Here is a 14693-nt window from a genome sequence, read left to right on the forward strand (position 1 = left end):
TCCACAACTCAAGAATACCCAAACAATGAGTAATGAGCAATCAGTAATGAGTAATCGGAAATGGTTCTCAAAGTAATATTCATTACAATCCTTTCCATGTGATACTCTTTACTTTATTCTTTAGCTGTTTAATTTTTCCATTCTATACTCTCCTTTAATCTTTTCCTTTTTCACGGATAAATTCTTAGTATCATTACTTCTGATAGTCTTACCGTTTGTGTTATTGACTACGTCGAAATAATATTTACCGACTGAAAGCAGATAATCATCGATGTCTGTATGGATCTTTAGCCGTTATAAGGCTATACGGTAAGCGATCCATGAGCAGCAGAATAAAATTACGAATCCCATTGTCTGGGTCCCTACGGGATGACAAAAAGGAGTGTTTATGTTTGGTCATAAACTTATATATAAATATTTTACACCTAAATGCTGTATTATTGTAAGTAAAGTACATTTTATCCTAGGATTTTAATGCAACAATCAGTTTGGTTGAACTTACAATAAATAGTATAATTTAGTGGGAGAGATGAAACCTAAAGTTTTAATAACTTTTTCGGAATAGTATAAATTAAGACGGCTATCTCAATAACTGAGATAGCCGTCTTAATTTATACGTTTATTAATCAGACCTGAATTACTCCTAAATTGAATTTCTCTGTAATAGGAGAGTGGTTAGCAGCTTCTATTCCCATAGAAATCCATTTTCTAGTATCTGTTGGATTGATGATGGCATCAGTCCATAATCTTGCAGCAGCGTAGGTAGTTTCGGTTTGTTTTTGATATTTCTTTGAAATAGTATCCAATATCTGGTTGTGCTCTTCTTCAGAAATTTCTTTACCTTGTTTTTTCAGTGTAGATTCCTGAATTTGTGCTAATACTTTAGCAGCTTGTGCTCCACCCATTACGGCAAGATCTGCCCAAGGCCATGCTACAATCAGTCTAGGATCATAAGCTTTTCCACACATAGCATAATTTCCAGCACCGTAAGAATTACCTGTAATGATCGTAAACTTAGGAACTACAGAATTGGAAACAGCATTTACCATTTTAGCTCCATCTTTAATAATTCCACCGTGTTCTGATTTTGAACCTACCATAAAGCCGGTAACATCCTGTAAGAAGATTAAAGGGATCTTTCTTTGATTACAGTTGGCTATGAATCGAGTTGCTTTATCCGCAGAATCAGAATAGATTACTCCTCCAAACTGCATTTCTCCTTTACCACTTTTAACTAATTTTCTCTGATTGGCTACAATTCCTACAGACCAGCCATCTACTCTTGCCGTAGCACAAATGATACTTTTGCCGTAGTCTGGCTTATACTCTTCATATTCGGAGTTATCTACAATACATTTGATGATTTCGTAAGTATCATACTGCTCTGCTCTGGAAACAGGCATAATTCCGAAGATATTATCAGGGCTTTCTTTGGGTGGAAAACTTTCTATTCTATCGAAACCTGCTTTTTCAGTACTTCCGATAGATTTCATTATGTTTTTGATTCTGTCTAGGGCATCTTTGTCATCCTTAGCTTTATAATCAGTAACCCCTGAAATTGAACAATGAGTAGTAGCTCCTCCCAATGTTTCGTTATCGATGCTTTCACCAATGGCAGCCTTTACAAGATAGCTTCCTGCAAGGAAAATAGAACCTGTTTTATCTACAATCATAGCTTCATCACTCATGATAGGTAGATAAGCTCCTCCAGCTACACAACTTCCCATAACAGCAGAAATTTGGATGATCCCCATAGAGCTCATTTTAGCATTATTTCTGAAAATTCTTCCAAAATGTTCTTTATCCGGGAAAATTTCATCCTGCATTGGAAGATAAACTCCTGCAGAGTCCACCAAATAGATGATTGGAAGTTTGTTTTCCATGGAGATTTCCTGTGCTCTCAGATTTTTCTTTCCTGTGATTGGAAACCAGGCTCCTGCTTTTACAGAGGCGTCATTGGCAACAACGATACATTGTCTTCCAGAAACATACCCCATCATTACTACTACACCTCCACTAGGACAGCCTCCATGTTCCTCATACATTTCATAGCCTGCAAATGCACCTATTTCTATGGAATCAGAATCTTTATCAAGAAGATAATCTATCCTTTCTCTTGCTGTCATTTTTCCTTCCTCACGAAGCTTTTGAAGCCTCTTTTCACCGCCTCCTTTTTTGATGTCGGTAAGCAAGCGATTTATCTCTGATAATTTTAATCTGTTCTGATCTTCTCGTTTGTTGAATTCGATGTCCATAGAATTTTCAATTTTTTACGCTTAAAGATACTATTTTTATGAGGAATATGAAGTAGAAGTAAAACAGATGTTTAATAGTTTGGTTATTAGTAAATTGTGAAATTTTTAACTAAAAAATATTTTTAAATAATTTATATTTTTTCTAACTTTACATAAGAGTAACAGAGGGTGAAATCCTCTGATAAATACTCTATTCCTAGTTTATTTTTTTAATAGTTTATTATTTGAAGGCCCTGAAAGTTTAAACAATTTTCAGGGTTTTTTCTGTATAATCAATGAGTGATGAATGATGAATATTTGAGATGATATTCATTATTGTCTATTTTTTGAAGTTAAAGAATTCTTTCATATTTACTGAACCATTATTTTTTCAGATTAATTTTATCTTTTTATCAATATTTGGGATGGGTATTTGTAAATTTGCCTGTTAAAATTTTAAAGAGGATAGGTTATGCATAAATTAGCACTTTTCAGATTGCATTTAATAATATTTTTATGGGGATTCACTGCAATTTTAGGAAAACTGATTCATGCCAATGCCCAGATCCTTGTATTTTACAGAATGCTCTTTGCTGCAATTTTTCTTTTTGTATTCATAAGGATATTTAAAAAAGAAAGTATAAAGGTTTCTAAAAAAATATTTTTTCAGCTGGCAGCAATAGGTTTGGCTATGGCACTTCATTGGTATTGTTTTTTTTATTCGATTAAAGTTTCCAATGTATCCATTGCGTTAAGCTGTTTATCGTTATCCACACTCTTTGCCTCAATTTTGGAGCCGCTTATCTTTAAAAGAAAAATCGATATTTCAGAAGTAGTAATGGGAGTAGTGATCGTAGCCTGTATTTTATTGATCTTCAAAACAGAATTTCAATATAAGGAAGGCATCATGTATGGTGTTCTTTGTGCTATTTTTGGGACAATATTTTCTGTTTTTAATGGTAAGATGTTTGGTAAAACGAGTTCCGGGAACATTATATTTTATGAAATATTCTGTGGTTGGTTTATTTTAATGTTATTTTATTTGTTTTCAGGTCAAATTTTTCAAATGAATGAAATAAACTACCGTGATATAGCGTTAATATGCTTGTTAGCCAGTGTTTTTACTGCCTTTCCGATGTTGGAATCAGTGAATTTAATGAAGTATATATCGCCTTTTACTCTAATTTTAACAGTTAATTTGGAACCTGTTTACGGAATTATACTAGCTTTTTTTATCTTTGGGGAATCAGAACACATGAGTCCTATATTTTATATTGCCTCCGGAGTTATGATACTGGCAATCATTGCGAATGGATTAATTAAGGCCAGGAAAACTAAAAACTTTAACTAGCATCAATTTTGTATGATGAAAAAATATTTTTTACTTGCATTTTCACTGCTCTATGGGCTGTCTCAATCTCAGATTATCAGGAAGTATTCCAACGAATTCTTAAATATAGGAGCAGGAGCCCGAGGATTAGCAATGGGAGGTGCTGTAATATCTAATCAGGATGATGTGTATTCTCCTATGTGGAATCCGGCAGGTTTAATGGCTATTGAAAAAGACTGGCAGGGAGCAGCAATGCACGCCGAATATTTTGAATCCATAGCAAAATATGATTATCTAGCCTATGCAAGAGTAATGGAAGAAGGGGTTTTTGGAGTTTCAGTAGTAAGACTTGGGGTAGATAATATTTTGAACACCACCCAGATGATTGATGCTGAAGGGAATATTGATTACGATAAAATCACAAAATTCTCTCAGTCTGATTATGCCGCTATCCTTTCATATGCATTCCGTCCGGGAGGAAACCCGAATCTTGATGTTGGGGTAAATGCTAAAATTGTCTATAGAAATGTAGGTAAATTTGCCAATGGTTATGGATTTGGTTTTGATGTGGGGGCCATTTATAAAGGTGAAAACGGATGGAAATTCGGGGGAATGGTTAGAGATATTACCACTACTGTTAACTTTTGGAGTATTAACCAGAAAGAGTTGTCAACAGTGGTAAACGGTGAAGAATTCAACCCGGCACCAAAAGATAAAATGGAGCTTACAATGCCTAAGCTGAATGTAGGGGCAAGTAAGTTATTTGAAATTAACAGCAGTGTTTATGTATTGCCAGAAGCAGGAATCAATGTGGATTTTGCAAAGACAGCATCTTTGATTTCTACTGATTTTGCAAGTATCAGCCCTTATGCAGGTGCTGAGTTAGGCTATCAGAAAATGATTTTTGTGAGATTAGGGATCAACAGATTCCAGTCTATTACAGATATAGAAGATTTAAAAAGAAAAGTTTCTTTCCAGCCAAGTGCAGGGATTGGGATCAGATATAGAGGACTTACGCTGGATTATGCTATTACGAATTCAGGTATTGGAGGTTCTAATTTCTATTCTAATTTCTTCTCGCTTAAACTGGATATGGGAGCATTCAGAAATGATTAAAATGAAGGATATGAAAAAATTATCAATATTAATGTTGGCAATTTGCTCAACAGCTATTTTTGGGCAAAAAGTTTCAGATTATAAGTATGTGTCAATTCCGGAGAAGTTTCAGAGCTTCAAAGGAAATAGTTATGGACTGGAAGAAGCCTTAGCAAAAGCATTAAAAGGTAAGAAGTATGTGGTTTTACCTGTAAATAAGGAACAGTGGTCTGGAGAGGCTAAGGAAAATCCTTGTAATATATTGAATGCTGAAGTTCTGAATGTAAAAAGTATGTTTACAAATAAACTAATGTTAGTGATAAAGGATTGTAGCAATAAGGTTATTCTTGAATCTAAAGGCCAATCAGATATAAAGGAATTTGAAGAAGGCCTTGCAGAAGCTCTGAATATGGCCTTGGTAAATGTAGGTGTATCTAATCCTGTTGCCCTACAACCTGCAAAGACTCAAGCTTCAACTACTTCTGCCAATACTGTTCAGAGTTCTGCTCCGGAAACAGCTGTGATTGCTCCTGCTACAGGATCCTCTACAGGGACTTATTCCAATGGGAAAGTGGTTGTACAGAAGATTCAGATTGATGCTAATCAGTTTATTCTGGCAAAATCAGGGAGTTCTGTACCGTTTGCGATCTTTAAAACAACTTCAAAAAATGATATATTTATTGTGAAGCTTGCTGATAATAATGTTACCATTGGCTATTTTGAAAATGGAAATATTATCATTGATATTCCACAGGCTGATGGAAGATACACCAAAGAGATCTTCACTGGAAAATAATGTAGTTTACTTCATATAAAACTAAAATAAGCTCTTTAAAAGAGCTTATTTTTTTGGAAGTATGCTGATGTGTTTTTTCTTTTTTAGGGTAACTAAGACTCTACCAAGCTATTATTTGTAAAAAATTATAAGGAAGGAAAAGGTAAAAATAAGGTAGAATCCTAATAGGAGTAAATGATAATGCATTATCATTTGCAGAATGAGTGTTTTTTCATGGTGTTATTGTTTTTGATTAATAGTGCTAATTTATGAAAAAAACATATATAATAATATTATTTGTGTAATATTTTAAATATATTTAATTTTTATTGAGTTTAATAGGTGTTTAGTGTGTGTTCTTGTAGTATTTGTCTCTTATTGAGAAAATGGATTTTAAATTGGAATTTTATAAAAAAAAGTTCATTTATTTGTGAAAAATAAATTGATATGCTAAGTGAGACTACCCATTGTTATTGAAAAACTCCCAAATCACTTTCGCTTTACTTTTCCCTAAGATCTCTTCCAGGGTTTCCCGATTGGCTTCTTTAATTCTTTTTACAGACTTAAGTTTAGACAGCAGTAATTCAATGGTTTTTTCTCCTACACCAGGAATTTCTTCCAATTCAGATTTTATAGTGGAATTTTTTCTTCTTGTTCTGTGATGTTTTACCCCAAATCGGTGAGCTTCGTCCCGTACTCTTTGCAGAATTTTTAAAGTTTCAGATTTTTTATCAAGATATAAAGGAATAGAATCTTCCGGGAAGAAAATTTCCTCCAGTCTTTTAGCAATCCCTACAATGGTAATTTTCCCATACAATCCCAATAATCTCAGACTTTTGACAGCAGAAGACAACTGTCCCTTTCCACCATCAATAAGAATCAGCTGTGGAAGACTTTCGCCTTCATCAACCATTCTTTTATACCGGCGATAAATCACTTCCTCCATTGTTGCAAAGTCGTTGGGACCTTCCACTGTTTTAGGATGAAAAATTCTATAGTCAGCCTTGCTGGGTTTTCCATCTTTAAAAACTACACAGGCAGAAACCGGATTGGTTCCCTGGATGTTTGAGTTATCAAATCCTTCAATATGTCGTGGCTCTACAGGCATTCTGAGAAGCTTCTGCATTTCAGCCATGATCCTGTTGGTATGTCTTTCCGGGTCAATAATCTGAACCTGCTTTAATTTTTCCAGACGATATTCTTTTGCATTTTTTTCCGAAAGTTCCACGATTCTTTTCTTATCCCCAACTTTAGGAACAATAAGCTTTACATTTGGAATTTCCACAGACAAATGGAAAGGAAGTAACACCTCTTTCGAATCAGAGCTAAATTTCTGTCTGATCTCAATTAAAGCCTCTTCCAGAATATCTTCATCACTTTCTTCAAGAATTTTTTTGATTTCTGTAGTGAAACTCTGGATAATATTTCCGTTTCTTATTTTAAAGAAATTGACATAAGCTGCCGTTTCATCACTAGTCATGCCGAAAACATCCACATCATCAATATTTGGATTTACTACGGTGTTTTTAGCCTGATAATCTTCCAGAATATCCAGTCTTTCCTTAATGATCTGTGCTTCTTCAAACTGAAGATTGGAGGCAAGCTTCATCATCTGATTCACCAGATATTCCTTTGCTTTTCGGAAATCTCCTTTAATGATTCCACGGATGGCATCTATCTTATCATCATAATCTTCTTTGCTTTCAAGGTCTTCACAAGGTCCCTCACAGTTTTTAATATGATATTCCAGACATACCTTATACTTTCCGTCTGCAATTTTAGAAGGCGAAAGATTCAGATTACAGGTTCTGAGCTTATAAATATGTTTGATCGTATCAAGCAAGATCTTTGCAGGACGTACCTTAGCATAAGGACCATAGTATTCCGAACCATCTTTAATAACATTTCTGGTCAGGAAAATTCTTGGAAAATCTTCATTTTTAATACAGATCCATGGATAGGTTTTGTCATCTTTCAGCATGACATTATAAAACGGCTGATGTTCTTTAATAAGATTGTTTTCCAGCAAAAGAGCATCATATTCGCTGTTTACGATGGTCGTTTCCAGACGCTGGATTTTACCGACCATAATCTTGATTCTGTATCCGGAAAGATTTTTATTGAAATAGGAGAGAACCCTTTTCTTTAAATTTTTAGCTTTTCCCACATACAAGAGTTGCTCGTTTTTATCATAATAACGATAAACACCAGGTTCGGAAGGTAAAGTTTTGAGCTGTAGTTCTAAAGAAGGATTCATATAACAAAATTAAGGATTCTTTCTCTTTAAAAGAAGAAAACCTGCAGAATGCTCTACAGGTTTTAAAATTTTATATTGAATACGCTTATCCGTTACTCATTTCGGTATAAGTGTTGACAAGAAAACTGAAGTAATCCCATTCAACAGAATTCTTAGGATAAAGTTTCATGAATTCCTGATTATCACCAAAAAGAAAATCATAATTATCTTCAAAATCATCTTTGTGAAGCCACATTACTTTATCACCTTTCTTTACATAATAGGATTTGATAACACCACCACCCAACTGTGGACCACCCATTACTGCAAATCCACCTGTTTCTTTGGCTCTTGGATCATGATACACGGAAATGATATCATCAAAACCGGGATTAATCACTTGCATCAAGAACTCTTTGTCGTCCTTTTTATTTTTTAGAGAAACAGTTTGGTTTACAAAATAGATCCTGTCATTGTTGGTTCTTTTCGTGAGCTTCTTGGTACTGTAATTTCGGATATTTCCCATGTATCTTGAAACTTTCATGAATTTTTCCGCATTACTTGGATATACATACATCTCACTGATCTGATCTGCATTGAAATTGGCTGACTTCTTAGTAATACTGTCTTTAATGGCTACTTCATAGATCTGTCCTTTTTTAGTTTCAATTTTATTACAGAATCCTTTGTAGGAAGTACCGTCTTTGAGAATAATGGTGGAAGTTTTTTTAGGAGAAGGCGTATTAAAACCCTCATTGAAAAGGTAAGCCTCCATTTTTTTGATGTCTTCTTTAGAATATTTTATTTTCTGGGCGAAGGAAGTGGTCCCTGCAACGCATAATGCAAGCAGTAAAGTTTTCAGTCTCATGTAGTATAGTTTTTAATTTCTGCGGTAAAAATAACAAATTAATTTACTTCCTCAGATAAAAAGATAGAACAGTGAAATTAAGTTTCTCTAATTATTGTTAAATGCGTAATTTTAAGAAAATTTTTTAGAAATGATATACGGAGTAGATGTTTTTACTTTCCATGATGTTCTGGAAATATGTAAAAAACCTAATAAAGCCAAGCTGAACAAAGCAGCCAAAGACCAAATTTTAAAATCTCAGAAAAACGTACAGCAAATTGTAGAATCCGACAGATGTGTATATGGGATCAATACAGGGTTCGGGCCACTGTGCGATACTAAAATATCAGCAGATGAAACCGCTCAGTTACAGTATAACCTGATTATTTCCCATGCAGTAGGGGTAGGAAAGCCAATTGAAAAAGAACTTTCTAAAATCATGATGATTGCTAAAGTTCACGCTTTATCAAAAGGATTTTCAGGAGTTTCTCTTGATGTGATTGAGAGAATGATCCTGATGCTTGAAAAAGATATTATTCCTGTAGTTCCTGAGCAAGGATCAGTGGGTGCATCCGGAGATTTAGCTCCTTTAGCACATCTGGTATTACCTTTATTAGGTCTTGGACAGGTTTGGGAAGGAGATAACGTTTCGGATACCATGGAAGTATTGGAAAAACATAATCTTGAACCATTAGTTCTTGGTCCAAAAGAAGGATTAGGGTTGATTAATGGGACACAGTTTATCTTGGCACATGCAATCAAAGGCTTAGAGAAATTTGAATATCTGTTGGATCTTGCTGATATAACTGCTGCAATGAGTATTGAAGCGTACAGAGGTTCTGCAAGTCCGTTCAAAAAAGAACTTCATGATATCAGACCATTTGAAGGAAGTAAAAAAGTAGCAGCAAGAATGCTTAAGTTCCTGAAAGGATCAGAAAATATGAAAGCTCATGAAGATTGTGAAAGAGTTCAGGATCCCTACTCAATGAGATGTGTGCCACAGGTTCACGGAGCCAGCAGAAATGCGTTTGAACATCTTAAACATATGGCAGAAACAGAATTGAATTCTGTAACAGATAACCCAATTGTATTAAGTGCAGAAGAATCTATCTCTGGAGGAAACTTCCACGGGCAGCTGATGGCTTTACCATTAGATTATGCAACCCTTGCAGCTGCTGAACTAGGAAATATTTCAGACAGAAGAAGTTATTTACTATTGGAAGGAAAATACGGACTTCCGAGATTATTAACAGAAAGCTCAGGATTGAATTCAGGATTTATGATCCCTCAGTATACATCTGCAGCATTGGTAACAGAGAATAAGACATTGTGTTTCCCGGCATCTGCAGATTCTATTCCTACAAGTTTAGGACAGGAAGATCACGTTTCCATGGGAAGTATCTCAGGAAGAAAATTCAATCAGGTTCTTGGAAATCTGGTTAATATTTTATCTGTTGAATTAATGTTTGCAGCTCAGGGATTGGAATTCAGAAGACCTTCGAAATGTTCTAAGATCATTGAAGAAAACTTCACGGTTCTTCGTTCTAAAGTTGCTAAGCTTGAAGATGACAGATTGATTGGTCAGGATATGCTTGCAATTGCGGAGCTCATCAGAGAAAGAAAGTTTATTGTAAACTGATCTAATAAAAATGAATAGCTTCCGAAAGGGAGCTTTTTTATTTTACTCTTGTAGATATTACTGATTTCGCAGATTGAATAATAAGATAGTATAATCAATATTATCTATGTAAAATACAAGATGTAGATTTTAAATTTTAATGAAAAAATAATGATAATACAAAGAACCGATTCCAATTCTTCAGATTTTAAAATTCTTGTGAAATCTCTTGATGCCAACCTTGCCGAACATAACGGAGATGATGATGCATTTTTTGCCCAATTTAATAAAATAGATAAGATTAAAAACTGTATTGTTGTTTACATTGATGAAGTTCCGGCAGCGTGTGGTGCTTTCAAGGAACTTTCAGAAGATACTGTTGAAATCAAAAGAATGTTCACCAATCCTGAGTTTAGAAAAAGAGGCTTAGGTTCTTCCATTGTAAAAGAATTGGAAAATTGGGCTAAGGAATTAGGCTATCAAAAAGCAGTTCTTGAGACTTCTAAGGAACTTACCAATGCCATTTCTGTTTATGAAAAAAGTGGATTTCAAAGGATTCCTAATTATGGGCAGTACATTGATGTGGATGGCAGTGTTTGTTTTGAAAAAGAATTGAAATAGGAAAAAAAATGAAATTAGAGGAGTGGTAAGTCGAAGTTTTGACGGGGATGTTCCGGCCTCCACTAAGATTCTTACCCATATTTATTAAAATGCACTCTTTTAAATATTTAGATTTAGCAGCCAATTAATATTCATATAATGCTAAATTCACTTTTTTAAAACTTTTAATTCTCATGAAAGTGTTATATTGTGACTCCAATCAAAATTATAACATATGAAAAAAAGTGTATTTTTCCTGGCATTATTTTTTGCCTTAAACTCCTGTACACAGGAAGAACTTCGCAATGAGAGTTCAAACACTGAAATGTCTCAAAAAAATCCGTTAACAGAAAAACAGATCAATGAAAGGATTAATGAGGCCATAAAAAAGGATGGAACTTTCAATTGGAAGAATGAATCCGATCATTTTCTTTGGAGTGCTATTTTCCGCGGTAACAGAATGGTGTCTATTGGATTTGGTTCGTCCAAAGATGATTTTGACAGAAGTAAATCTCCGGATAACAAGAATATGGAAGAAGAGATTTTAAATGTCATTGCAAAATCTGAAGGAAAAGGATCTGCAAGATTTCTTTTGAATTCCGACCAATATCTTAACCAGATGGATGTTACCATCGAAAAAGAGGAAACAATAACAGCTCTTCGCCAGATGAAAACCATCCGATATGTAGAACCTGCAGACTATCATTATTTCGAAAACGAAGCTAAATACAATACCACCTCAAAATCTTCAGGTAGCGGTTCTTCAGGCTGTGGGTTTTCTACAGCCACTTTAAGTGCAGTAGATTATACTTCCACCACACCAAGTGCAAAAATTCCATGGGCATTTGCCAAGCATAATATTCCTGATGCCTGGAGTTACAGTACCGGAGCTGGAGTAACTATCGGTCTTATTGATACTGGAGTTTCTCCGGATCAGTCTTTATTAGGATCTAGCTTTAATAATGGAGCCTCTTCAGGAAGAACGATCAGTAAATTTGGGGTGTATAATTCCGATGGTTCAGCGGATCAGTGTGGGCATGGAACTAAAATGGCTTCCGTAATGACTGCTCCTAGAAATAATGCAGGACTTCCGGTAGGAGTAGCTTATAATGCAAATCTTATTGCTTATCGTGCTGCTGAAAATGTTGTATTGGAAACTTCCAGTGAGCAAAACGGAGTGAAAACGGCATTTACAGAATTAGGAAACAATACCAATGTAAAAATCATCTCTATGTCTATGGGGCATATTTTTTCAGTAGGAAAAATTGAGGATGGAGTGAAATATGCTTATGCCAGAGGAAAACTGATTTTCTGTGCAGGAGGAACATCTACCAGCTTTACAACTTTTGTAGGCGTTATTTTCCCAGCTTCAATGTCTGAAACGCAAGCGATAACAGGGGTAAAAGAAGGTACTTCAAACCAAAAATGTGATGTTTGTCACTCTGGAAGCCAGATTGATTTTACCTTCCAGATGGAAAGATCGTCAGGAAATACAGTTCCGGTTTTAAGTTATTACAACGGGGAGGCTGATTATGTGGGTGGATCTTCTGTGGCAACGGCGGCCACTGCGGGAATTGCAGCGCTGGTTTGGGCTAAAAATCCATCATGGACCAGAGATCAGGTACTGAATAAAATGAGACAGTCGGCAACGTATTATCCCACTGTTAATTCAAGCTATGGCTATGGAAACATCAATGTTTTAAAGGCTGTACAATAATTTTTTAGAGAGGAAGCTGGAGGCTGAAAGAAAGGAAATATTGGAGTCTGATGTACTGATTGACTCATCTCAATCAAATCGTAGATAACAATTTATTTTTCTTTTTAATGACTTCCGGCTTCTTTTTTATACTAATCTTTAATCTCCCGGCTGATAATCCAAAGGAAGCATTTTTTCAATTTTATTTTTCGAAAATTCTCCCTGGGTAGTAAGCCGATCGGGTGTGGTAATATTTCCGTCTTTTGAAACTTCAAAAGATTCTCCTTCCTCCGAATATAGAAAAGTAGATAAGTTTCTACTGGATTTACCCCTGATAAACTGATTGTTCTTAATATTTTCATAAGGTACCTTGACATAATTAACCTGAAGAATATCTTTAAAACCAAAGAAAACCTGCCCGTTTGTTCTTTTCACATAATCATAATCGGGGATCAGTGTTTTGGTGATCGCAAGCGTATAAGGTTTTTGACTGCTCTTTTTTTGAGAAATAGCTTTGATGTTTTCAGGAATATTAATTACCTGTGAAGATCTTGTCATTAGCATGAAATCCTTTAAAGTATTCAGTTCCTCTTCAGTAGGGTAATTTGAGTTGGGAATTTTTACAACCTGATTTACAATAAATCCGTTTTCAGAGATTGTATTATTGTAAATGTTTCTGAAAAAATGAAGTGAACTTCCCTCATAGGCATTCATTCTGTTAATTCTAACCTTATCTGTATTTTTTGTTTCCTTAAAGAAACTTGTTCCGATATAATTGGTGATATTCGTATTAAAGTCTGTTGAATAATCAATCAGATTATACTCAATTTCATATCCTAGATTTTTATTTTCAATGATTAAAGTTTTAGGTGCTTTTACCTTAAGCAGCTTCTTCTTTTTGTTATAAGAGAATTTTAGTGTCTTTTGATTTTTTATTTTTACATTCTCGAGGTCATCTCCAATAAAATTACGGAGAAAGACATTGATATAATTGGTATAGGCTTCGGAAGTGTAGGGAATTAATACTATCTCTTCAATAACATTCGTTTTAGTTAAAACAACTTTTAGGTTTTTATTGACAACCTCCGAAATTTCTGTGCTGAATATTTCATAATTTTCCTTCTGGAAAACAATATTGCCGTTGGTTTGTGTAGAAAGGGGAAGGATAAAAGTTCCGTCCTCTTTTGAGAGTGTTCCCGTTTTTGTTCCGTCAAGATAGATGCTTACATTGTCCAGCCTATGCTCAGTATCATCTACCACAGTACCTTTGATAACTTGAGCAAAAGAAACGGAATAAGTGAATAAAAAAAATAGTAATATCGTTTTCATGGTCAACAATATTACTAAAGTTTTAGTGATAAAAAAAGAGCTGATTAAGAATTGTTTATCCGATCCTTACACTTGTCATACTCAGTGACCCTCCAATAAGTTCATCATTGAATAATACTAATTCTTCAGTCTGATCCTTCAATCCTAAGGTGTAAATCAAAGGCAAATAATGGTCTGGCGTAGGAACAGCGTACTGTAAAGAAGTTCCCTGTTTATGATAATCAATAATCTGCTGAAAATTGCCATCCAGAAGCCAATTGTTGGTTTTTTCACGGGCTTCTATCGCCCAGTCCCAACCAGCACCAACGGTATTGATGTTCTTCCAATCGATCATACGCAGGTTATGAACAATATTTCCACTTCCTATAATCAGAATTCCTTTCTCACGAAGCTTATTCAGCCTTTTGGCAAGGTCATAATGGTATTGTGGAGGTTTTGTATAATCAATACTGAGTTGGATCACCGGAATGTCGGCATTAGGGTATAAGTGTCTGATAACAGACCATGCCCCATGATCCAGTCCCCAATTGTGATCTTCCTCTACTTCTACAGGAAGCAAAAGTTCAGCTGTTTCCCTGGCCAGTTCCGGACTTCCGGGAGCGGGATATTGTACTTCAAATAATTCCTTCGGGAATCCATAAAAATCATGGATGGTTTTGGGCATTTCCATAGCAGTAACAAAGGTTCCCGACGTATACCAATGTGCCGAAATACATAGGATGGCATTCGGTTTTGGAATCTCAGTGGCTGTTTTGCGGAATCCCTGTACAAATTGGTTTTCTTCAATAGCATTCATAGGAGAGCCATGTCCAAGGAATAAAACCGGCATTCTCTGTGTGTTGTTGAAACTTTCACTTATATTTTGAAGATCGTTGAGGTTCATAAGGATTGAATATTAATAAAAAAAGGTCCAAGGTTTTTTTAGTAAAAATC

General features: G+C 35.0%; 11 protein-coding genes. 6 read left to right on the forward strand and 5 right to left on the reverse strand.

Annotation, left to right across the window (positions count from 1 at the left end; translation table 11 throughout):
- Positions 1 to 626: 626 nt before the first annotated feature.
- Positions 627 to 2255 (reverse strand): acyl-CoA carboxylase subunit beta, encoded by a 1629-nt coding sequence (locus tag J2772_RS20415; protein ID WP_209919968.1) that lies wholly within the window; start codon positions 2253 to 2255, stop codon positions 627 to 629.
- A 451-nt stretch (positions 2256 to 2706) separates the two neighbouring features.
- Here J2772_RS20415 and J2772_RS20420 point away from each other — a divergent pair, with 451 nt between their 5' ends.
- Genes J2772_RS20420 through J2772_RS20430 form a run of 3 tightly spaced genes read left to right on the forward strand, consistent with a single transcriptional unit; the run spans position 2707 to position 5455 of the window.
- Positions 2707 to 3585, forward strand: coding sequence for a DMT family transporter (locus tag J2772_RS20420; RefSeq protein ID WP_209919970.1), 879 nt, complete (start codon positions 2707 to 2709; stop codon positions 3583 to 3585).
- Between the two features lie 12 nt (positions 3586 to 3597).
- A complete protein-coding gene (locus J2772_RS20425; protein ID WP_089739509.1) occupies positions 3598 to 4680 on the forward strand; it encodes a PorV/PorQ family protein in 1083 nt (360 codons plus the stop codon).
- Between the two features lie 10 nt (positions 4681 to 4690).
- Complete coding sequence (locus tag J2772_RS20430) at positions 4691 to 5455, forward strand: hypothetical protein (RefSeq protein ID WP_245365285.1); 765 nt, start codon at positions 4691 to 4693, stop codon at positions 5453 to 5455.
- Between the two features lie 439 nt (positions 5456 to 5894).
- On the opposite strand, the gene uvrC is transcribed toward J2772_RS20430, so the two are convergent.
- Both uvrC and J2772_RS20440 read right to left on the reverse strand, forming a co-directional pair.
- Positions 5895 to 7691 (reverse strand): excinuclease ABC subunit UvrC, encoded by a 1797-nt coding sequence (gene uvrC, locus J2772_RS20435; RefSeq protein WP_209919974.1) that lies wholly within the window; start codon positions 7689 to 7691, stop codon positions 5895 to 5897.
- Between the two features lie 85 nt (positions 7692 to 7776).
- Entirely contained in the window at positions 7777 to 8538 is a 762-nt protein-coding gene (locus tag J2772_RS20440) for a hypothetical protein (protein WP_209919976.1), read from the reverse strand.
- A gap of 130 nt (positions 8539 to 8668) precedes the next feature.
- Here J2772_RS20440 and hutH point away from each other — a divergent pair, with 130 nt between their 5' ends.
- The 3 genes from hutH to J2772_RS20455 all read left to right on the forward strand — a co-directional run bounded on the left by hutH (position 8669) and on the right by J2772_RS20455 (position 12452).
- Positions 8669 to 10156: a histidine ammonia-lyase gene (gene hutH, locus J2772_RS20445; protein WP_209919978.1), complete on the forward strand. Its 1488-nt coding sequence runs from the start codon at positions 8669 to 8671 to the stop codon at positions 10154 to 10156.
- Positions 10157 to 10306: 150 nt separating this feature from the next.
- On the forward strand, positions 10307 to 10756 hold the full coding sequence (locus tag J2772_RS20450; protein ID WP_209919979.1) for a GNAT family N-acetyltransferase: 450 nt from the start codon (positions 10307 to 10309) through the stop codon (positions 10754 to 10756).
- Positions 10757 to 10970: 214 nt separating this feature from the next.
- A complete protein-coding gene (locus J2772_RS20455) occupies positions 10971 to 12452 on the forward strand; it encodes a S8 family peptidase (protein WP_209919982.1) in 1482 nt (493 codons plus the stop codon).
- A gap of 138 nt (positions 12453 to 12590) precedes the next feature.
- Here the strand turns inward: J2772_RS20455 and J2772_RS20460 are convergent, their stop codons facing one another.
- Positions 12591 to 13760 (reverse strand): carboxypeptidase-like regulatory domain-containing protein, encoded by a 1170-nt coding sequence (locus tag J2772_RS20460; RefSeq protein ID WP_209919983.1) that lies wholly within the window; start codon positions 13758 to 13760, stop codon positions 12591 to 12593.
- 55 nt (positions 13761 to 13815) lie between these two features.
- Positions 13816 to 14643, reverse strand: coding sequence for a 4,5-DOPA dioxygenase extradiol (gene ygiD / locus J2772_RS20465; protein WP_209919985.1), 828 nt, complete (start codon positions 14641 to 14643; stop codon positions 13816 to 13818).
- Positions 14644 to 14693: the final 50 nt, after the last annotated feature.

Source organism: Chryseobacterium jejuense, assembly GCF_017877355.1.
GTDB classification, from domain to species: domain Bacteria; phylum Bacteroidota; class Bacteroidia; order Flavobacteriales; family Weeksellaceae; genus Chryseobacterium; species Chryseobacterium jejuense_A.

Excerpts from the sequence above, each read along its gene's own strand:
- J2772_RS20415 (WP_209919968.1), bottom strand. The coding sequence starts at position 2,255 with ATGGACATCGAATTCAACAAACGAGAAGATCAGAACAGATTAAAATTA.
- ygiD (WP_209919985.1), bottom strand. The coding sequence starts at position 14,643 with ATGAACCTCAACGATCTTCAAAATATAAGTGAAAGTTTCAACAACACA.
- J2772_RS20425 (WP_089739509.1), top strand. The coding sequence starts at position 3,598 with ATGATGAAAAAATATTTTTTACTTGCATTTTCACTGCTCTATGGGCTG.
- J2772_RS20450 (WP_209919979.1), top strand. The coding sequence starts at position 10,307 with ATGATAATACAAAGAACCGATTCCAATTCTTCAGATTTTAAAATTCTT.
- uvrC (WP_209919974.1), bottom strand. The coding sequence starts at position 7,691 with ATGAATCCTTCTTTAGAACTACAGCTCAAAACTTTACCTTCCGAACCT.
- J2772_RS20460 (WP_209919983.1), bottom strand. The coding sequence starts at position 13,760 with ATGAAAACGATATTACTATTTTTTTTATTCACTTATTCCGTTTCTTTT.
- J2772_RS20420 (WP_209919970.1), top strand. The coding sequence starts at position 2,707 with ATGCATAAATTAGCACTTTTCAGATTGCATTTAATAATATTTTTATGG.
- J2772_RS20430 (WP_245365285.1), top strand. The coding sequence starts at position 4,691 with ATGAAAAAATTATCAATATTAATGTTGGCAATTTGCTCAACAGCTATT.
- hutH (WP_209919978.1), top strand. The coding sequence starts at position 8,669 with ATGATATACGGAGTAGATGTTTTTACTTTCCATGATGTTCTGGAAATA.
- J2772_RS20440 (WP_209919976.1), bottom strand. The coding sequence starts at position 8,538 with ATGAGACTGAAAACTTTACTGCTTGCATTATGCGTTGCAGGGACCACT.
- J2772_RS20455 (WP_209919982.1), top strand. The coding sequence starts at position 10,971 with ATGAAAAAAAGTGTATTTTTCCTGGCATTATTTTTTGCCTTAAACTCC.